At 67.0% G+C, this 17,551-nt stretch carries 20 protein-coding genes; 4 read left to right on the top strand and 16 right to left on the bottom strand.

The window, feature by feature from the left end; all coding sequences use genetic code 11:
- The coding region (gene tsaB, locus AC1D0P_RS13720) for a tRNA (adenosine(37)-N6)-threonylcarbamoyltransferase complex dimerization subunit type 1 TsaB (RefSeq protein ID WP_477677247.1) at positions 1–339 on the bottom strand (339 nt) is incomplete at its 3' end.
- A 111-nt stretch (positions 340–450) separates the two neighbouring features.
- On the opposite strand from tsaB, the gene dacB reads away from it, so the two are divergent.
- Both dacB and cutA read left to right on the top strand, forming a co-directional pair.
- A complete protein-coding gene (dacB, locus tag AC1D0P_RS13715) occupies positions 451–1,968 on the top strand; it encodes a D-alanyl-D-alanine carboxypeptidase/D-alanyl-D-alanine endopeptidase (RefSeq protein ID WP_477677246.1) in 1,518 nt (505 codons plus the stop codon).
- 176 nt (positions 1,969–2,144) lie between these two features.
- Positions 2,145–2,519, top strand: coding sequence for a divalent-cation tolerance protein CutA (gene cutA, locus AC1D0P_RS13710; protein WP_477677245.1), 375 nt, complete (start codon positions 2,145–2,147; stop codon positions 2,517–2,519).
- A gap of 79 nt (positions 2,520–2,598) precedes the next feature.
- Here the strand turns inward: cutA and AC1D0P_RS13705 are convergent, their stop codons facing one another.
- From AC1D0P_RS13705 to AC1D0P_RS13690, 4 genes are read right to left on the bottom strand one after another with little or no spacing between them, the layout of a single operon-like run.
- Positions 2,599–3,222 carry a LysE family translocator gene (locus AC1D0P_RS13705; protein WP_477677244.1) on the bottom strand — a complete coding sequence of 208 codons (624 nt, stop codon included), beginning with the start codon at positions 3,220–3,222 and terminating at the stop codon, positions 2,599–2,601.
- Between the two features lie 60 nt (positions 3,223–3,282).
- Positions 3,283–4,281 (bottom strand): L-threonylcarbamoyladenylate synthase, encoded by a 999-nt coding sequence (locus AC1D0P_RS13700; protein WP_477677243.1) that lies wholly within the window; start codon positions 4,279–4,281, stop codon positions 3,283–3,285.
- Entirely contained in the window at positions 4,281–5,315 is a 1,035-nt protein-coding gene (locus AC1D0P_RS13695; protein ID WP_477677242.1) for an ATP-grasp domain-containing protein, read from the bottom strand. Before AC1D0P_RS13695 ends, AC1D0P_RS13700 begins: the two co-directional genes overlap by 1 nt.
- Positions 5,312–5,716 (bottom strand): AIR carboxylase family protein, encoded by a 405-nt coding sequence (locus AC1D0P_RS13690; protein WP_477677241.1) that lies wholly within the window; start codon positions 5,714–5,716, stop codon positions 5,312–5,314. The genes AC1D0P_RS13695 and AC1D0P_RS13690 overlap by 4 nt, the downstream gene beginning before the upstream one ends.
- Between AC1D0P_RS13690 and trxA the strand changes: the two genes are divergently transcribed.
- A complete protein-coding gene (trxA, locus tag AC1D0P_RS13685; protein ID WP_477677240.1) occupies positions 5,715–6,608 on the top strand; it encodes a thioredoxin in 894 nt (297 codons plus the stop codon). The genes AC1D0P_RS13690 and trxA overlap by 2 nt on opposite strands.
- A gap of 3 nt (positions 6,609–6,611) precedes the next feature.
- Here the strand turns inward: trxA and AC1D0P_RS13680 are convergent, their stop codons facing one another.
- From AC1D0P_RS13680 to AC1D0P_RS13660, 5 genes are all read right to left on the bottom strand, one after another.
- Positions 6,612–7,001, bottom strand: a complete 390-nt coding sequence (locus AC1D0P_RS13680) for a hypothetical protein (RefSeq protein WP_477677239.1) — start codon at positions 6,999–7,001, stop codon at positions 6,612–6,614.
- A 25-nt stretch (positions 7,002–7,026) separates the two neighbouring features.
- Entirely contained in the window at positions 7,027–7,935 is a 909-nt protein-coding gene (locus AC1D0P_RS13675; RefSeq protein WP_477677238.1) for a phosphoribosylaminoimidazolesuccinocarboxamide synthase, read from the bottom strand.
- A gap of 103 nt (positions 7,936–8,038) precedes the next feature.
- Positions 8,039–9,103 (bottom strand): class II fructose-bisphosphate aldolase, encoded by a 1,065-nt coding sequence (gene fba, locus AC1D0P_RS13670; protein ID WP_074579197.1) that lies wholly within the window; start codon positions 9,101–9,103, stop codon positions 8,039–8,041.
- 144 nt (positions 9,104–9,247) lie between these two features.
- A complete protein-coding gene (locus tag AC1D0P_RS13665; protein WP_477677237.1) occupies positions 9,248–10,585 on the bottom strand; it encodes a histidine kinase dimerization/phospho-acceptor domain-containing protein in 1,338 nt (445 codons plus the stop codon).
- Positions 10,582–11,277, bottom strand: a complete 696-nt coding sequence (locus AC1D0P_RS13660; protein WP_477677236.1) for a response regulator — start codon at positions 11,275–11,277, stop codon at positions 10,582–10,584. Before AC1D0P_RS13660 ends, AC1D0P_RS13665 begins: the two co-directional genes overlap by 4 nt.
- 127 nt (positions 11,278–11,404) lie before the next feature.
- Between AC1D0P_RS13660 and AC1D0P_RS13655 the strand changes: the two genes are divergently transcribed.
- Positions 11,405–12,148, top strand: a complete 744-nt coding sequence (locus tag AC1D0P_RS13655) for a phosphatase PAP2 family protein (RefSeq protein ID WP_477677235.1) — start codon at positions 11,405–11,407, stop codon at positions 12,146–12,148.
- A gap of 16 nt (positions 12,149–12,164) precedes the next feature.
- Here AC1D0P_RS13655 and pyk read toward each other — a convergent pair whose 3' ends face one another.
- From pyk to def, 6 genes are all read right to left on the bottom strand, one after another.
- Positions 12,165–13,598 (bottom strand): pyruvate kinase, encoded by a 1,434-nt coding sequence (pyk, locus tag AC1D0P_RS13650; RefSeq protein WP_477677234.1) that lies wholly within the window; start codon positions 13,596–13,598, stop codon positions 12,165–12,167.
- Positions 13,599–13,713: 115 nt separating this feature from the next.
- Entirely contained in the window at positions 13,714–14,907 is a 1,194-nt protein-coding gene (locus tag AC1D0P_RS13645) for a phosphoglycerate kinase (RefSeq protein ID WP_477677233.1), read from the bottom strand.
- 116 nt (positions 14,908–15,023) lie between these two features.
- Complete coding sequence (locus AC1D0P_RS13640) at positions 15,024–15,359, bottom strand: AzlD domain-containing protein (protein ID WP_477677232.1); 336 nt, start codon at positions 15,357–15,359, stop codon at positions 15,024–15,026.
- Entirely contained in the window at positions 15,356–16,108 is a 753-nt protein-coding gene (locus AC1D0P_RS13635) for an AzlC family ABC transporter permease (RefSeq protein WP_477677231.1), read from the bottom strand. The genes AC1D0P_RS13640 and AC1D0P_RS13635 overlap by 4 nt, the downstream gene beginning before the upstream one ends.
- Before the next feature lie 7 nt (positions 16,109–16,115).
- The gene (gene fmt, locus AC1D0P_RS13630) at positions 16,116–17,102 is read right to left on the bottom strand and encodes a methionyl-tRNA formyltransferase (RefSeq protein ID WP_477677230.1); all 987 of its coding nucleotides are present in this window, start codon (positions 17,100–17,102) and stop codon (positions 16,116–16,118) included.
- Between the two features lie 82 nt (positions 17,103–17,184).
- A partial coding sequence (gene def / locus AC1D0P_RS13625) for a peptide deformylase (RefSeq protein WP_477677229.1) occupies positions 17,185–17,551 on the bottom strand: 367 nt, incomplete at its 5' end.

The raw sequence follows: 17,551 nt of genomic DNA, 5'->3' as shown, positions 1-17,551 counted from the left end.
CTGAAAGCGCGCTTCCTCGGCCACGGCCATCAGCGTGTCTATGGGCAGCACCGGCATGCCCGCGCCGTCCCGTGCACCCAGCGCCAGGCCCTGCGCCACGGCGCAGGCGGTGCGCAGGCCGGTGAAGGAGCCCGGCCCGCGCCCGAAGGCGATGGCATCCAGCTCGCCGAGTGCCAGCCCGGCCTCGGCCAGCAGCGCGAGAATGGCCGGGATCAGCGTGGTCGAGGCCTGCGCGCCGCCGGGGCCGCTGTGCTGCCAGTTGCGCACGCCGTCGGTCACCGCCACCGACATGCGGTCGGTGCTGGTGTCAAAGGCGAGGAATTTGAGGAATTGCGGCATTCGGTCAGAGCGGGTCTACCAGGGGCCGGCAGCGCTTGAATCAAGGACTACCGGGCATATGCACCCGATTATCCCCGCCAATGGCCGGTGGGCTGCCGCGATAATCCTCGCATGACCCAAGACCCGCCGCGCCCGCGCACGCCGCACCCTGTTGCGCTGCGCCTTCTGGCCGCCGCGCTGATCGCCGCCCTGCCCTTCGTCCCCCGCGCCGCCCTGGCGCAAGCCCCGCGCCTGCCCGCCCCGGTTGAAAAAGCCCTGGCGCGCGCCAAGGTGCCGCGCGACGCGGTGTCCATGCTGGTGGTTGAAGCGGCCAGCGGCAAACCGGTGCCGCGCCTGAGCTGGCGCATCGACACGCCGATGAACCCGGCTTCGGTCATGAAGCTGGTCACTACCTACTCGGCGCTCGATGCGCTGGGGCGCGATTTCACCTGGAAGACCCGCATCATCCTGGACGGCAGTACCTCGGGCGGGCTGCTCAACGGCAACCTGGTGGTGCAGGGCGGGGGAGACCCGAAGCTCGTCGTCGAGCGCCTGCAGGCCCTGCTGGCCCAGGTGCAGGCCGGCGGCGCGCGGGTGGTCCGCGGGGACATCGTGCTGGACCGCAGCGCCTTCAGCGTGCCGGCCACCGACCCGGGCGAGTTCGACGGCGAGCCGCTGCGCCCCTACAACGCCAGGCCCGATGCACTGCTGATCAACTTCAAGTCCATCGTGATGACGTTCACGCCGGACCTGCCCAGCGGCCGCGCGCTGGTGCGCTACGAGCCGCCGCTGGCGGGCGTGCAGGTGGGCGCCAGCGTGCCCCTGGTGCGCGTGGCCCGCTGCGGCGACTGGCGCAGCGAATTGCGCGCCAGCGTCGAGAACCCGGTCAACATCGAATTCCTGGGAACCTATTCATCGGCCTGCGGCGAAAAGATCTGGCCCAGCGCCTATGCCGACCCCGCCAGCTTTGCCGCGCGCGCCATCGAAGGCTCGTGGCGGCAACTGGGCGGCCTGTTGACCGGCACGGCGCGCGACGCCACGCCGCAGGAACTGGCCATGCTGCGCAGCACCGGCACGATCTCGGGCGAAAAAGCCTCGATACGCTTTGAGCACCAGTCGCCGCCGCTGCTGGAAGTGGTGCGCGACATCAACAAATATTCCAACAACGTGATGGCCCAGCACCTGTTTTTGACGCTGGGCTTGCATGCCAGCCTCGGCCAGCCCAAAAGCGGCACGCTCGACTCGGCGCACGCCGCGCTGGCCGCCTGGTGGAAAAAAAACCTGCCGGGCACGCCGCCGCCGGTGATGGACAACGGATCGGGCCTGAGCCGCCAGGAGCGCGTGACGGCGGCAGGCCTTGGGGCCCTGCTGCTGCATGCCGCCAGAAGCCCGCTGGCCGCGGACCTGGCTGATTCGCTGCCGGTGGCGGGCGTGGACGGCACGCTGCGCGAGCGCGGCAAGAACGTGGCGGGGCTGGCCTTCCTGAAAACCGGTTCGCTGCGCGACGTAACAGCCATCGCGGGCTACGCCAACGGCCACAGCGGCGCGCGCTATATCGTGGTGGGCCTGATCAACCATCCGAACGCTGGCGCTGCGCGGCCAGCGCTGGATGCGCTCCTGGAATGGGCGGTGAAAGAAGTACCACGCTAGGCCTGAAGGCCCGAGTTATCCCTGCCGCCTGTGGACAAGTCTGTTGATGACGCCGGGGCTGGAAGACGAGAGCACCATTTGGCGCGGCCTGCGTCACAATGCCTGAAATTTGGGCACTTTCCGCGCTTCCCGCGGTTTCTGTCTGTCTATACCGACAACCCACCGGAGCTCACGGCATGTCAAGCTTCAACGAACCCGGCTATTGCCTGGTCCTGACCACGGTTTCCACCGTGCAGCAAGCCGAGGCACTGGCGCGCCGGATCGTCGAGGCCGGGCTGGGCGCCTGCGTTCAGATAGAGGCCATCCGCAGTATTTATCGCTGGCAAGGCGTGCTGTGCGACGAACCGGAACAGCGCCTGTCCGTCAAGACGAGGACCGCGGGTTTCAAGGCGCTGGAATCTTTTATCCGGGCGCACCACAGCTACGAGACGCCCGAGATCGTGCAGATCCCGATCACCGCGGGTTCAACTGCTTACCTGCAGTGGATTGGCGAAGGAAGCCGGGGCGGGCCGGATGAGCCGGAGCCCGACGCGCAATTCGCGTTGCCCTGAGAGCCGCTCACGAAATCCTCCTGGCGTTGTTGCGCCGCCTTGCCAGGACCGCTTCGCTGGGTTTTGTGAGCGGCTCCAGCTAGGAACGCGCTTCGCGCAAAGATGCCGCCAGCAACCCAAGGCCCAACGCACCCACGGCAACCGAGGCGATGCGGTTGGCCGCGACGCGCGAGCGCGAATACGCCAGCCGCACGCGCTCACGCGAGAACAGATAGGCCAGCAGCATGTGCCAGCACAGGGCATTGGTGACGATCATGGCCACCGCCGCGGCTTGCAGGCCCGCGCTGGGTGCCGCCGGGAAGGAGGCTGCAAACACACTCCCGAAAAACAGCGCCGATTTGGGATTGGTGATGTTGGTCAGGAAGCCCAGCCTGAAAGCCGCCGGCGAAGACACCGTCGGGCCGGTATTGCCCAGCGCCACCCCGCCGGCACGCCAGAGCCGGCTCGCGACATACAGCAGGTAAAGCCCGCCGGCCACCTGCAGCGCCAGGCGCAGCCCCGGAAATACCTGGAAGACCGCATTGACTCCCAGCACCGCGCACAGCGCCCAGATGGCGGCACCTACTGTTACGCCCAGGGCCGCGAAGACCGCGCTGCGCGCGCGATCACTGGCGGCCAGCTGCGACACCAGCAGCACGTTGGCGCCCGGGCTCATCATGGCCGCGACGTGAAGAAACCAGATGGTGATGAGGATGGAGAGCATGGGGATCACCTTTGATGACGGTGTGCCGGCCCATGATAGCGGCGCGCGAAAAAACGCGCTTCAGCTCGCGGCAGCCCGCCCCAGCCGGTCGCGCACGCCGTCCCATTCCGCATCAGGCGGCGGGTTTTCCACCCAGATCAGCTTGACGCCTTTGGCGTCGAAGTCGCGCAGCACGGCGAACAGCTGCTGGGCGGTGGCCAGCGCGTCGTCGGGCATGCGGCGGTACAGCACCCGCTCGGACTTGATGCGCACGATGCTGCGGGCATAGACAGCGATGTGGGCTGCCTCGGCGCCCAGCAAATCGAGTGCGGTCTGGATCGGCCCGGCGTCCATCAGGCGCAGCTTGGCGTTGGGCGCGTAATGCGCCTCCAGCGTACCGGAGGCGCGCGGCGCATCGCCAACCAGGCCCAGGGCCTCCTGCTCGAACTCGTCCTTGCCCAGCACCGCTTCGCCGCAGGCGGCCTCAAGCTGCGCGCGCGTGAGCACGCCCGGACGCAGCAACACGGGCCGGCCGCGTGTGCAGTCGACGATGCTGGACTCGATGCCGACGTCGCAGGGCCCGCCGTCCAGCACCAGCAGGCTGTCGCCGAACTCCTGTTGCACATGCTGCGCGGTGGTGGGGCTGACGCGGCCGAAGCGGTTGGCGCTGGGGCCGGCGACGCCGGTGTTGCAGGCTTTGAGGAAAGCCAGCGCGACCGGGTGCGAGGGGCAGCGCAGGCCGATGGAATCCTGCCCGCCGGCCGCGGCGGCGGCCACGCCGGGCTTGCGCGGCAGGATCACGGTGAGCGGCCCGGGCCAGAAGGCCTTGATCAGCTTCGCGGCAAAAGGCGGCACGCCGGTGGCGTAATCATTCACTTGCGCGGCGTCGGCCACATGCACGATGAGCGGGTGGTCGGCGGGCCGGCCCTTGGCCGCAAAAATCCCGGCGACGGCGGCGTCGCTGGACGCGTCGGCGCCCAGGCCGTACACCGTTTCGGTCGGGAAGCCGACAAGCTCGCCGGCCTGGATGCGGCGGGCGGCCTCAGCAATGGCCTGCGGGTCGGTGCCGGGCAGAATCATCAGATGTCTTCAAGCCCGGGCAGCCCCAGGATGGCTGCCGCCTGGCGTGCCGTGGCCTCGACGGAGGCGACGTCGGCACCGGTGATGTTGAGGTGGCCCATCTTGCGGCCGGCCCGCGCTTCGGTTTTGCCGTAAAGGTGCAGGTGCGTGCCGGGCAGGGCCAGCACGGCCTGCCAGTCGGGTGTGCGGGCYTGGCCTTGCGCGTCCAGCCACACGTCGCCCAGCAGGTTCAGCATGATGGACGGCGAATGCTGGCGCGGCTGCGGCAGCGGCAGGCCGGCCATGGCGTGCACCTGCAGGTCGAACTGCGAGACGTCGCAAGCGTCCATCGTGTAGTGGCCGCTGTTGTGCGGGCGCGGCGCCATTTCATTGACGACCAGCGCGCCGTCGGCACTGCCGTCGTCGACCAGGAAAAACTCGACGCAGAGCACGCCGACGTAGCCGACGTGATGGGCAATGGTGTGGGTGGCCGCCAATGCTCGTTGCGCCAGGGCCGCAGGCATATTGCCCTCGTAAGCCTGGGTGACGGCCAGGATGCCGTCGACGTGCACATTGCGCTGGGGCGCGAAGCCCACGACGCGGCCGTCCCAGCCGCGCGCCACGATGACCGAGCACTCGGCCTTGAGCGGCAGCATTTTTTCGAGCACGCAAGAAGCCTGCTTCAGGCCGGCCCAGATGCGGTTCTGCGCAATGGCGACGGCGGCGGCGCYCGGCGCCACGGGGCGGCTGGCGGCCAGCGCCTGCAACGCGGCGGCGGGCACGTTTTCAAATTCGGTGGTGATGGCGGCGCACAGTGCGGCCAGTTGCTTGAGCCCCTGTTCGTCGCCATAGCCCGTCTGGATGTGGTGGTGGCTCACCAGGCCCGCGGGGCTTTGCGCGTCGGGATCCAGCACCGCGGTGAAATAGCCCAGGCGCTGCGCGGCGTGCACAAACATTCGGCCCAACTGGCCGCCGCCCATCACGCCCAGCGTGGCGGGCTGGCCGGAAGCGGAAACGGTGCCGGGGAAAACGGGGAGGCCGGAAGGAAGGCTCATGCGGGCGGCAGGGTCATGGCGTGGGCGGCGGCGGTCTGCTCGGCGCGGAAGGCCTGCAGCCTGGCGGCCAGTGCCTTGTCGTGCAGGGCCAGCATGGCGACGGCAAACAGGGCCGCATTGGCCGCACCCGCATTGCCGATGGCAAAAGTGGCGACGGGAATGCCCTTGGGCATCTGCACGATGCTGTGCAGCGAATCGACGCCCTGCAGGTGCTTGCTGGCCACCGGCACACCCAGAACGGGCACGGCCGTCTTGGCGGCCAGCATGCCCGGCAGGTGGGCGGCGCCGCCGGCGCCGGCGATGATGGCCTGCAGGCCGCGGCCCTGGGCGGCTTCGGCGTAGGCGAAGAGGCGCCACGGCGGTTGAAACCCTTCTTTCCAGCCCCAATTTCCAGAAATCATGATAGACGTCACCATTGMCAATTTCGAAGCGGAAGTCGTAGCCGCCTCCATGACCACCCCCGTGCTGATCGACTTCTGGGCGCCGTGGTGCGGCCCCTGCAAGTCGCTGGGCCCGATTCTGGAAAAAGTGGAAGTGGAATACGCTGGGCGCTTCAAGCTCGTGAAGATAGATTCCGACCAGGAGCAGCAGCTGGGCGCGGCTTTCGGCATCCGCAGCATCCCGACCTGCATCCTGATGATGAACGGCCAGCCGGTGGACGGCTTTGCCGGCGCCCTGCCCGAGGGCAAGGTCAAGGAGTTCCTCGACAAGCACCTGCCGCCGGCGGACGAACTGGCCGAGGAGCAGGAACTGGCGCTCGAGGAAGAAAGCACCGATCCTGCCGCCGTGCTTGAAAAATTGCAGCACGCGGTGGCCGCCAACCCGGCCGACGACAACGCACGCTTCGATTACGTGAAGCTGCTGCTGCAGGTGGGCCGCGAGGACGACGCCAAGGTGGCCTTCGCGCCGGTGATCGCGCAAACCACGGTGGTGCGCCGTTTTGACTCGCTCAAGCGTTGGATGGATGCGATGGACTTTGCCGCCACCCAGGGCGCGGGTGCCGCGGCAGGCCTGGACGCCAGGATCGCGGCCAACAAGCGGGATTTCGAAGCGCGTTTTGACAAGGCCCGTGGGCTGATGGCCCAGCAGCGCTGGACCGACGCGCTCGACGAACTGCTGGAAATCCTGATGCGCGACAAAGCCTGGAGCGAGGAACTCGCGCGCAAGACCTATATCGCCGTCCTTGACGTCATGGAAGCGCCCAAACCCAAGGTCGCCGACGGGCAGATTCCGCCCGAAGACCCGACCGTGGCCACCTACCGCCGGCGATTGTCCAGCGTGGTGTTGAGCTAGGCCCTACTGGCCGAAAAGCCAGCGGGTCAGCGCGAAGGCAAAACCAAACAGCGCGGCGTAGCCGGCTACTTCGACACTGAACTCGCGGCGCGACTCGCGCCAGGCGCGCAGCCGTTCGACCAGCAGGCCCGCCACCACGGGCGCCAGCAGCAGGTTGAGGATCTGCAGCCAGTGCAGGCGAATCGCCAGGTGGGGCACGACCAGCACCGTCAGCACGCCGGCGGCAATGCCGGTCATGACGGACCAGCTGGCCTCCTGCGTCGCCGTCAACTCATGGTCGCGGCCGCGCAGCTTGTACCAGGCGGCTTTGCAAGCGCCGCCGAACATCTCGCCGAAGAGCTGCAGGAACAGCTCACCGAAAAACTCGAACAGCAGTTCCAGCAGGAATTCCATCGCGGCGCCGGGCCAGGCCTGCGCTTCAGGCTGTCARCCGGGTCAGCGCTTCCTGGTACTTGGCGGCCGTTTTGGCGACCACATCGGCCGGMAGGTGCGGCGMGGGCRGYGTTTTGTCCCARGGCTTGCCGTTGATGCGYACGSYTTCCAGCCAGTCACGCACRAACTGCTTGTCGTAGCTGGGCGGGTTCTGGCCGGCCGCGTAGGCGGCTTCATAGCCTTCGATGGGCCAGTAGCGGGATGAATCGGGGGTCAGCACCTCGTCCATCAGCGTCAGCGTGCCGTCCTCGTCGAGGCCGAATTCGAATTTGGTGTCGGCAATGATGATGCCCTTGGTCAGCGCGAAGGCGGCGGCGGTGCTGTAGATCTCGATGCTGATTTTTTTTATCCGCGCGGCAAGCTCGGGGCCGACCACCTTGACCACCTGCTCGTAGCTGATGTTCTCGTCGTGCTCCCCGGCTTCGGCCTTGGCGGCCGGCGTGAAGATGGGCTCGGGCAGCTTGCCGGCGTTCTTCAGGCCCGCGGGCAGGGGCACGCCGCAAACCGCCTGGCTTTCCCGGTATTCCTTCCAGCCGCTCCCGGCCAGGTAGCCGCGCACCACGGCCTCGACTGGAATCGGCTTCAGGCGTTTGACCAGCATGGAGCGGTTCACCACCTGTGGCACTTCGGCCGGCGTGACCACGCTTTCGGGCGATTCGCCGGTCAGGTGGTTGGGGCAGATATGGCCCAGCTTGCCGAACCAGAACAGTGCCATCTGCGTGAGCAGCGCGCCCTTGCCGGGAATCGGTTCACCCAGGATGACGTCGAAAGCGCTGAGCCGGTCGCTGGCCACCATCAGCAGCCTGTCCTTGCCCACGGCATAGTTATCGCGCACCTTGCCGCGCGCGAGCAGGGGCAGGGAAGTCAGGGCGGAGGTGTGGAGTGCTTGGGTCATGGTGGGAGGCATGGGAGAAGGGTCAAAGTAAAAAGCCCGCGACTCGCAAGAGTCCGCGGGCTTTGAATTATCGCCAATCCGCGCGGGCGGACGGCGGGAATTTTCAATGGACGACTTGAGCCAGTTCGCCCTTGGCGTATTTGGCGGCCACGACCTGCAGGGTGTCGCCCTTGATCTTGGCGCCCTGGCCTTCGCAGCCGAACTGGATGTAGCGCTGCTTGCAGATCTGCTTGGCGGCTTCGCGCGCGGGCTTGAGCCATTCGCGGGCATCGAACTTTTCGGGGTTCTCGGCCAGGAACTTGCGCACGGCGGCCGTCATGGCCAGGCGGATGTCGGTGTCGATGTTGATCTTGCGCACGCCGTGCTTGATGGCTTCCTGGATTTCCTCGACGGGCACGCCGTAGGTTTCCTTCATGTTGCCGCCGTACTGGCGGATCAGCGCCAGCAGCTCCTGCGGCACCGACGAGGAGCCGTGCATCACCAGGTGGGTGCTCGGAATGCGCTTGTGGATTTCCTTGATGCGGTCGATGGCCAGGATGTCGCCGGTGGGCTTGCGGGTGAATTTGTAGGCGCCGTGGCTGGTGCCGATGGCGATGGCCAGCGCGTCGATCTGCGTGCGCTTGACGAAGTCGGCGGCCTGCTCCGGGTCGGTCAGCAGTTGCTCACGCGTCATGGTGGCGTCGGTGCCGTGGCCGTCTTCCTTGTCGCCCTTCATGGTTTCCAGCGAGCCGAGGCAGCCGAGTTCGCCTTCCACGGTGACACCATATTTGTGGGCCAGCTGCGAGACCTTTTTTGTCACCTCGACGTTGTAGTCGTAGCTGGCGATGGTCTTGCCGTCCGCCTCGAGCGAGCCGTCCATCATCACCGACGAAAAACCGAGGTCGATGGCGCCCTGGCAGACGTCGGGGTTCTGGCCGTGGTCCTGGTGCATGACCAGCGGGATGTTGGGGTACATCTCGATGGCCGCCTGGATCAGGTGCTTGATGAAGGGCTCACCGGCATATTTGCGCGCGCCGGCGCTGGCCTGCAGGATCACCGGTGCGCCGGTTTCCTTGGCCGCTTCCATGACGGCTTGCACCTGCTCGAGGTTGTTGACGTTAAAAGCCGGAATGCCGTAGCCGTTGACTGCCGCATGGTCCAGCAGCTCGCGCATCGAAACGAGTGCCATGATCAAAATCCCCAGAAAGTTAAAAACGCTGCCCAAAAGGCGGGTTCCCGGCGGAAGGCCGCGCAGCACGAGGGCTGCCTTTATGGGCCGTAACCGCGAAGTAACCGAGGTCTTCATTCTAACGGCTGCGTGAAGGCGGGTTATTCAGGGAATTAGCGGCAGAACCATGCGGTAACACCGTGTAAAAGGCACGGGCGCGGGTATCTGCGCAAAGCGGCCGCCGTGCACGTCCATCACGCGGCTGACGATTTTGTGGCCCAGGCCCAGCCTTTCGGTGGAGGGCGCCGCGGCGCCCGGACGGGACTGGCCGTCATCGCAGACTTGCAGCCACACCCCGTCGGTGTCGTGGCCCCACTGGACACAGACGGCGCTACCCCGGGCCGTGTGCTGCAGCGCGTTGTCGACAAGATTGCGCAGGGCCAGCTCCAGCAGCAGCGGATGGGCCAGCACCGCGAGCCCGTCCTCGCCCTGCACGCTGAGCGTGTGCCCGCTTTCCCAGGAGGCCTGCGCGTAGCCGGCGACTACCTGCCCGGCCAGGGCACCCAGGTCCAGGCGCCGCATTTGCTGCTGCAGGTCGCCGCGGCTGGCCCGCGCCAGCGAAAGCAGCTGGGCGATGACGTGCCCGGCGCGCATCGCGTCGGCGCCTATCTGCGCCAGTGCCTGCTCGCGCGCGGGCGGCGAGAGTTCTCCGCGCAGCGAGGCCGCCTGCAGGGCAATGGACGACAGCGGGGTACGCAGTTCATGCGCCACCTCGCTGGCCAGCTCGCGCTCACGCTCCAGCGAGGCCTGCTGCTGGCCCACCAGCGTGTTGATGGAGCGCACCACCGAGTTGAACTCGCGATAGGGATGGCGCGCCTGCAAGCGCTCGGCCTTGTCCACTTCCAGCTCGGCCACGTCGCGCGACAACGCCTGCAGGGGTCGCAGGCCGCGCCAGATGGCCACGCCCAGCGCGAGCGCCACCACCGGCAGCAGCCACAGACCCGGCTCGGCCAGCTGGCCGGCGACGTCGGCGGCCATTTCATCGCGCTCGTCGGAGCGCACCAGCACCATAACCTGCCGCGCGCGCGAGGCGTCCCACTGCGAAAAACTGCGCCAGGTGGCCGGCGGCGTACCCAATTCCAGGTCGGCGAAACCGGGCCGCTCGCTGAAGGGCGGCAGGGGCGCATCGCCCGAGCGGGCCAGTAGCCGGCCGCCGGCGTCGCGCACCAGCACGCTGAGCGAAGGCTGGTAGTCGTGGCTCTTGAGGGTGGGAAGGACGGGGCGGGGGGTTTCCCGCGCGGCATCCACGAAAGGCGGCAGATCCAGGTTGAGCATCAAGGCCGCTGTTCCGGCCAGGTGCCCATCGGTCAGCTCGCCCGCCTCATGGACGCCTGTCCGGTAGCCCACCGCCACGAAGCCGGCCCACACCAGCAGCAACGCCGCCAGCACCCATAGCAGGAGGCGGCGTGTGAGGGAAGCCTGCGGAAGGACAGCCGGCTTCACGCGTCGTCCTCCCGCGGAATGAAATAACCGACGCCGCGCATGGTCTGGATCAAGCCCTCGCCCAGCTTGCGCCGCAGGTGGTGCACATGCACCTCGACCGCGTTGCTGCCGACGGCGTCCTGCCAGTTGTAAAGGCGCGCTTCGAGCTGCTGGCGCGACAGCACCCGGCCGCGCGACTCCAGCAGCAGGAGCAGCAGGGCGAACTCGCGCGGCGCCAGCTCAACGGCCGCACCCGCGCGCAGCACGGTGCGGGCCGCCGGGTCTATCACCAGTTCGCCGTGGACCAGCAGCGGATGGGCACGGCCCGCCGCGCGCCGCAGCAGCGCGCGCATGCGTGCCTCGAGCTCGTCGAGGTCAAAGGGTTTGACCAGGTAGTCGTCGGCGCCCAGGTTGAGGCCGGAAATCCGGTCGGCGACCTGGTCGCGCGCGGTCATGATGAGCACCGGCGTCAGCGGGTCGGGTAACGCCCCGGGCGCGCCCGCGCGGACATGCCGAAGCTGCAGCAACAGCTCGCCGCCGTCGCCATCCGCCAGGCCCAGGTCCAACAGGACCAGGTCAAAGTGCTCGCCGGAAAGAGCCGTCCACGCCGAGGCCATGCTGGCGCAGACATCGACCGCATAGCCCCGTTGCTGCAGATTGGTCCGCAGGCCCAGGGCGATGCCGGCATCGTCTTCCACCACCAGGATTCGCATCGCGCCATTGTCGGCGCTTCGGCCGGCGGCGGGGGCTTTCGCGGCCCGCCGCAAGGCCTTAAGGATGAGTTAAGACGCTCCCACTATCTTGCGGCATCCCCTGCCCACATGCTTGCGCGAAATTCCCATGACCGCTTCCCGATCCTTTCACGATGGCGCCCCTGTTTTGCCCCATGTTTTCCTGGGAACGCTGCTGAGCCTCGCGGTGTTACTCGCCTGGGACCATTCGGGCCTGGACCTGTGGATGGCGCGCTGGTTCGGGTCCCAGGCAGGCTTTGCCTATGAAAATCACTGGTTCTGGCGCGGCACGCTACACGACGATATCCGCTGGCTACCCTGGCTGGTGGAACTGGGGCTGCTGGCAGCAGTCGCGCGGCCTTTCGGTGCCCTGCGGCGACTGGCCGTGGAGCGGCGCGTGCAGCTGGCGCTGACCACACTGGTGTCGCTGCTGGTGGTCTCCACCCTCAAGCTGCACAGCCTCACCAGTTGCCCCTGGGAGCTGCATGAGTTCGGCGGCACGGTGGCCTATGTATCGCACTGGGCCTGGGGCGTGCGCGACGGCGGCAGTGGCGGCTGCTTTCCGGCCGGCCACGCTTCGGCGGGCTTTGCTTTTATCGGTGGATTTTTTGCGTCCCGCCACACCCTGCCCCGGACGGCGCAACGCTGGCTGGCCGGTGCATTGCTGGCAGGTCTGGTGCTGGGCCTGGCCCAGCAGGTGCGCGGCGCCCATTACATGAGCCACACGCTCTGGACCGCCTGGCTGTGCTGGACCTCGGCTGCGCTGGTCGACAGCGTCGTCAGTCAAATGATTTCGCAAAGGCCATCGCCGGCTCGGGCTCGGGTGCCCGCCCTCGCGGCGCCGGGACCATAGGCCCAGGCGGAAAGGTTCAGGCTACCCTACAGATCTTCAGCATGTTCGTGCCGCCCGGCGCGCCCATGGGCTCGCCGCAGGTAATGGCGTACACATCGCCGCTTTGCACGATATTGCGGCGCAAGAGGTGGCCTTCAGCCTGTTCAAGCGCGGTGTCCCGGTCAGCGCTGGTGTCCATCAGCAGGGGGCGCACATTGCGGTATATGGCCATCTTGCGCTGCGTCGCCAGGCGCGGCGTGAGCGCGTAAATCGGGACGCGGATGTCGTGGCGGCTCATCCACAAGGGCGTGGAGCCGCTGTCGGTCAGCGCGACGATGGCCTTGGCGCCCAGGTGGTGCGCCGTGAACAGCGCGCCCATGGCGATGGACTGGTCGATGCGGCTGAAGGTCTTGCCGGAAAAATCGCCCTCCAGCTCCTTGTATTCGGCCTTCTCGGCTTCCTCGCAGATCTTGGCCATTTCCTCGACCGTCTCCAGCGGGTATTTGCCGGCGGCGGTTTCGGCGCTGAGCATCACCGCGTCGGTGCCGTCCAGCACCGCGTTGGCGACGTCGCTGACCTCGGCGCGCGTGGGCACCGGGTTGACGATCATGGACTCCATCATCTGCGTGGCGGTGATGACGACCTTGTCGCCGGCGCGCGCCATCTTGATCATGCGTTTTTGCAGCGCCGGCACGGCGGCATTGCCGACTTCCACGGCCAGGTCGCCGCGGGCCACCATGATGCCGTCACTGACGCGCAGGATTTCCTCGAGCTTGGGAATGGCTTCGGCGCGCTCGATCTTGGCGATCAGGCCGGGCTTGTGTTTGTAGGGCGCGGCGGCCACGTTGCAGAGCTGGCGCGCCATCTCCATGTCGGTGGCGTTCTTGGGAAAGCTCACCGCGACATAGTCGGCCTGGAAACTCATGGCCGTCTTGATGTCTTCCATGTCCTTGGCCGTGAGCGCCGGGGCGGTCAGGCCGCCACCCTGCTTGTTGATGCCCTTGTTGTTGGACAGCTCGCCGCCCAGCTTGACGGTGGTGTGCACTTCTTCGCCGCGCACCACGTCGACGGTGAGCACGATCAGGCCGTCGTTGAGCAGCAGCACGTCGCCGGCTTTGACGTCGCGCGGCAGTTCCTTGTAGTCCAGGCCGACGCCCCTGAGGTCACCAGGCTCGGTGCGGGAGGCATCAAGGATGAATTTCTCGCCGGGCTCGAGCTGGACCTTGCCTTCGGCGAACTTGCCGACGCGGATCTTGGGGCCCTGCAGGTCGGCCATGATGGCGACTTCACGACCGGCGCGCTGGGCGGCTTCGCGAACCAGCTTGGCCCGGTCCACATGGTCTTGTGCGGTGCCGTGGCTGAAATTGAGGCGCACCACGTTGACGCCGGCGCGGATCATCTTCTCCAGCAGTGCGGGGTCGCTGGAGGCGGGTCCGAGGGTGGCAACGATCTTGGTGGCGCGACGCGGCATAGGAAATGTCTCCATGTAATTTAGTTTCCGATTTTCACACGGAAACAGTTACGGAGGCGTTACCAATTTGGCCGCCGGGGCCATTACAGCCCCTTGTCGCAGACGGCGAAAGCGCTCAGCCTGCGGCGCGTTTCTGCAAAATCTCAAAGGCCGGCAGCGTCTTGCCTTCCAGCACTTCGAGGAAAGCGCCGCCGCCGGTGGAGATGTAGCCCACCTGCTTTTCGATGCCGTACTTGGCGATCGCGGCCAGCGTGTCGCCGCCGCCGGCGATGGAGAACGCGCTGCTATCAGCGATGGCGCGCGCAATGCCTTCGGTGCCTTTGGCGAAGGCGTCGAACTCGAAGACACCGACAGGGCCGTTCCAGACAATGGTGCCGGCAGCCATCAACTGCGCCGCGAGCCGGGCTGTGGTTTGCGGGCCGATGTCGAGGATCAGGTCGTCGTCGTCCACCTCGGTCGCGGCTTTGACAGTGGCCGGTGCGTCGGCGGCAAAGGCCTTGGCGGTGACCACGTCGGTCGGGATGGGCACTTCGGCGCCACGCGCCTTCATGGCCTCGATCACGGCTTTGGCCTCGGCCAACAGGTCGGCTTCGGCCAGGCTTTTGCCGATGTTCAGGCCGGCGGCCAGCATGAAGGTGTTGGCGATGCCGCCGCCCACGATGAGCTGGTCGACATTGGCGGCCAGCGATTTGAGGATGGTGAGCTTGGTCGACACCTTGCTGCCGGCGACGATGGCCACCAGCGGCCGGCGCGGGCTGGACAGCGCCTTGGAGATCGCGTCCATTTCAGCCGCCAGCAGCGGGCCGGCACTGGCCACAGGCGCGTACTGCGCGATGCCGTAGGTGGAGGCTTCGGCGCGGTGGGCGGTGCCGAAGGCATCGTGCACAAAAATATCGCAGAGCGCGGCCATCTTGCGCGCCAGCTCTTCACTGTTCTTCTTCTCGCCCTTGTTGAGGCGGCAGTTCTCGAGCAGCACCAGCTGGCCGGGTTTGACGTCCACGCCGTCGACCCAGTTGGAGGCCAGCGGCACTTCGCGTTTCATGAGTTCGCCCAGTCGCTTGCCCACGGGGGCCAGCGAGTCGGCCGGCTTGAATTCGCCTTCCACGGGCCGCCCGAGATGGGAGGTCACCATGACGGCGGCGCCGGCGTCCAGCGCCATCTGGATGCAGGGAATGGAGGCGCGCACGCGCGTGTCCTCGGTGATGTTGCCGGCGTCGTCCTGCGGCACATTGAGGTCGGCACGGATGAACACGCGCTTGCCGGCAACTTTGCCGCTGGCGCACAGGTCGGAAAAACGGATGAAATTCATGGAAACGGCTCGCAAGGGAAGTGGATTTTCAGGCCGGCGCCGGCCTGAGCTGCCGCAATTGTAGGCGGGCGTTTTCCCCGTAAACCCGGCCGCGAGGCGCCTTTGCGTTTGCTTACCTACCAGCCGAGGGCTATGTGCAGCGGCAGGTAGACCGCCATGCCGGCCAGGATGGTGCTCAGCACGCCGTGGCGCCAGTAGTACCAGGCCGTGCCCGCAATGACGGCAAAAAGGCGCGCGTCCTTCCAGGTGGCGATCAGATGGCCCTGGGTCATCACCATTTCCGGCACGATGACCGCGGCCAGCGCGGCGATGGGCGCGTAATGCAGGCCGCGCTGGGCCCAGGCCGGCAAGGTCCAGGGTTTGTCCGAGAGAAAAAAGAAGCAGCGCGTGAGGACGGTGATCGCCGTCATGCCGAGGATGGTGGCCACGGTCCAGAGGTCGGTCTGGTTCATGCGGCGTCTCCTGTTCCGGGCGTGGGCGCGGGCGCGGCGGGCTTGGCCGGCACTGGTTTTTCCAGCAAGAGGCAGACGGCCACCGCTGCGGCGATGCCCACCAGGATGTTGAGCTTGAGCGGCAGGGCAAAGGTGGCCACGGCAGCCGCGCCGGCGATGCCGGCCGACACCACGCGCAACCGGGTGGTGGCCAGCGAGCACATGATGCCCAGCAGCGCGAGGATGCCGGCGAAGCCCAGCCCCCAGGACAGCGGGATGGAATTGGCCAGCGCGATGCCGAGCAGGCTGGCGCCGACCCAGCTGACCCAGCTGACCCCGCAGCTGCCGGCCCAGTAGGCCTCTTGCCCGCGGATGACCAGCGGGTCGGTGGAAGGGTGCGGAAAGCGCTTGGTGAACAGCACGTAATTGAGGTCCGCCATGCCGTAGCCGTAAATCAGGCGCCGCCACAGGCTCTGGTGCATCACATAGGGACGCAGATGGGCGCTGAAGACCATGAAACGCAGGTTGACGCAAAACGAGGTCGCCAGGATCACCCACATGGGGGCGCCTGCCACGATGAGCKGAAGGGCCGCCAGCTGCGAGCTGCCGGCAAACACCAGGATGGCCATCAGCAACACCTCGATCAGGCTCATGCCCGACTTGGCCATGGCCACGCCCGTCATCAGGCCCCAGGCGGCAATGCCGGGCGCCACCGCCGCGAGTTCGCTGGCCCCTACCCGGAACTCCGGATGCTTGAACAATGTTTTCACAAAACCCTCATTCCTGTTGACCTGCCGGCGCCTGGCTGAACACCATGCCGGGCCGGATGTCGAAACCGCGCAAAAAATCGGCCGCATCCAGCGCCTTGCCGCCGGCTTTCTGCAGCCGGCTCACGCGTAGTACGCCGTCCACGGCGGCGATGTCTATGCCCTCTGCAGTGGCGGCCAGCACCTGGCCGGCCTCCGCACCGGCGGGCCGGGCCGCGCCTGCGAGGATTTCGGCGCGCCAGAACTTGAGGGTCTGGCCCGCCAGCACGCCGGCCGCGCCCGGAAAGGGATTGAAGGCGCGGATGCGGCGCTCCAGCACGGCGACGCTTTGCATCCAGTCGATCATGGCCTCGTGTTTTTCAATCTTGTGGGCGTAGCTCACGCCCTCCGAAGGCTGGGGCGTGGCCGTGAGACCGCCGCAGGCCGCGAGTTCCAGCGCCTCGACGATGAGCCGCCCGCCCAGGCCGGCCAGCCCGTCGTGCAGGGAGGCCGTGGTGTCTTGCGCGGCGATGGGCAATCGGTCCACCAGCAGCATGTCACCGGTGTCCAGCCCGGCATCCATTTGCATGATGGTGATGCCGGTTTGCGCATCGCCGGCCTCGATGGCGCGGTGGATGGGCGCCGCGCCGCGCCAGCGCGGCAGCAAGGACGCATGGATATTGAGGCAGCCCAGCCTGGGCGTGTCCAGTACCCATTGCGGAAGGATCAGGCCGTAGGCCGCGACCACCATGAGGTCCGCACGCGCGGCGGTGATGGCCTCACGGGCGCTGGCCGCGTCATCGGGGAATTTGCCGTCCAGGCGCAGGCTGCGGGGCTGGGCGACCGTGATATGGGCGGTTTCAGCCCATTGCTTGACGGGGGAGGCCTGCAATTTCATGCCGCGGCCGGCGGGGCGGTCGGGCTGGGTCAGGACCAGGGGAATCTCAAAACCGGCGGCGTGCAATCTTTCGACAGCGACTCGGGCGAACTCAGGGGTACCGGCAAAAATGACGCGCATGGCGCCTGATTCTAAAGAGTCCTAGGGAAATCCCGGACTGCGGGCGGCAAAGCCCGCGTGCCGGCAAACGGCCGGCGAACGCTCAGTGGGCGGCCTCGCGGTCTTCGTCCTTCTTCTGCTTGATCATTTTGGTCTTGATGCGGTTGCGCTTCAAAGGAGAGAGGTATTCGACAAACACCTTGCCCAGCAGGTGGTCCATCTCATGCTGGATACAGACCGCCAGCATGCCCTCGGCTTCGTACACCTGGGACTTGCCGTCCAGGTCCAGGGCCTGGACTTTGATCGCCGTGGAGCGCTCCACCCCATCATAAATACCGGGCACCGACAGGCAACCTTCGTCGCCGACACGCGTTTCCTCGCTGGCCCAGACGATTTCGGGGTTGATGAGCACCATCGGCTGGTTGCGGTCTTCGCTCACATCGATGACGATCCTCACATCGATGACGATC

This window comes from Polaromonas sp. P1_G2, assembly GCF_056405515.1.
Note: the sequence above shows the minus strand (reverse complement) of the source record. Positions and strands in the feature narration are given on the sequence as shown.

What these genes read in the sequence shown, in the direction of transcription:
- AC1D0P_RS13655 (WP_477677235.1), top strand. Translation starts at nt 11,405, where the DNA reads ATGACCGCTTCCCGATCCTTTCACGATGGCGCCCCTGTTTTGCCCCAT.
- pyk (WP_477677234.1), bottom strand. Translation starts at nt 13,598, where the DNA reads ATGCCGCGTCGCGCCACCAAGATCGTTGCCACCCTCGGACCCGCCTCC.
- cutA (WP_477677245.1), top strand. Translation starts at nt 2,145, where the DNA reads ATGTCAAGCTTCAACGAACCCGGCTATTGCCTGGTCCTGACCACGGTT.
- AC1D0P_RS13640 (WP_477677232.1), bottom strand. Translation starts at nt 15,359, where the DNA reads ATGAACCAGACCGACCTCTGGACCGTGGCCACCATCCTCGGCATGACG.
- AC1D0P_RS13705 (WP_477677244.1), bottom strand. Translation starts at nt 3,222, where the DNA reads ATGCTCTCCATCCTCATCACCATCTGGTTTCTTCACGTCGCGGCCATG.
- AC1D0P_RS13680 (WP_477677239.1), bottom strand. Translation starts at nt 7,001, where the DNA reads ATGGAATTCCTGCTGGAACTGCTGTTCGAGTTTTTCGGTGAGCTGTTC.
- dacB (WP_477677246.1), top strand. Translation starts at nt 451, where the DNA reads ATGACCCAAGACCCGCCGCGCCCGCGCACGCCGCACCCTGTTGCGCTG.
- AC1D0P_RS13700 (WP_477677243.1), bottom strand. Translation starts at nt 4,281, where the DNA reads ATGATTCTGCCCGGCACCGACCCGCAGGCCATTGCTGAGGCCGCCCGC.
- AC1D0P_RS13690 (WP_477677241.1), bottom strand. Translation starts at nt 5,716, where the DNA reads ATGATTTCTGGAAATTGGGGCTGGAAAGAAGGGTTTCAACCGCCGTGG.
- AC1D0P_RS13645 (WP_477677233.1), bottom strand. Translation starts at nt 14,907, where the DNA reads ATGAATTTCATCCGTTTTTCCGACCTGTGCGCCAGCGGCAAAGTTGCC.
- fmt (WP_477677230.1), bottom strand. Translation starts at nt 17,102, where the DNA reads ATGCGCGTCATTTTTGCCGGTACCCCTGAGTTCGCCCGAGTCGCTGTC.
- AC1D0P_RS13660 (WP_477677236.1), bottom strand. Translation starts at nt 11,277, where the DNA reads ATGCGAATCCTGGTGGTGGAAGACGATGCCGGCATCGCCCTGGGCCTG.
- fba (WP_074579197.1), bottom strand. Translation starts at nt 9,103, where the DNA reads ATGGCACTCGTTTCGATGCGCGAGCTGCTGGACCATGCGGCAGTCAAC.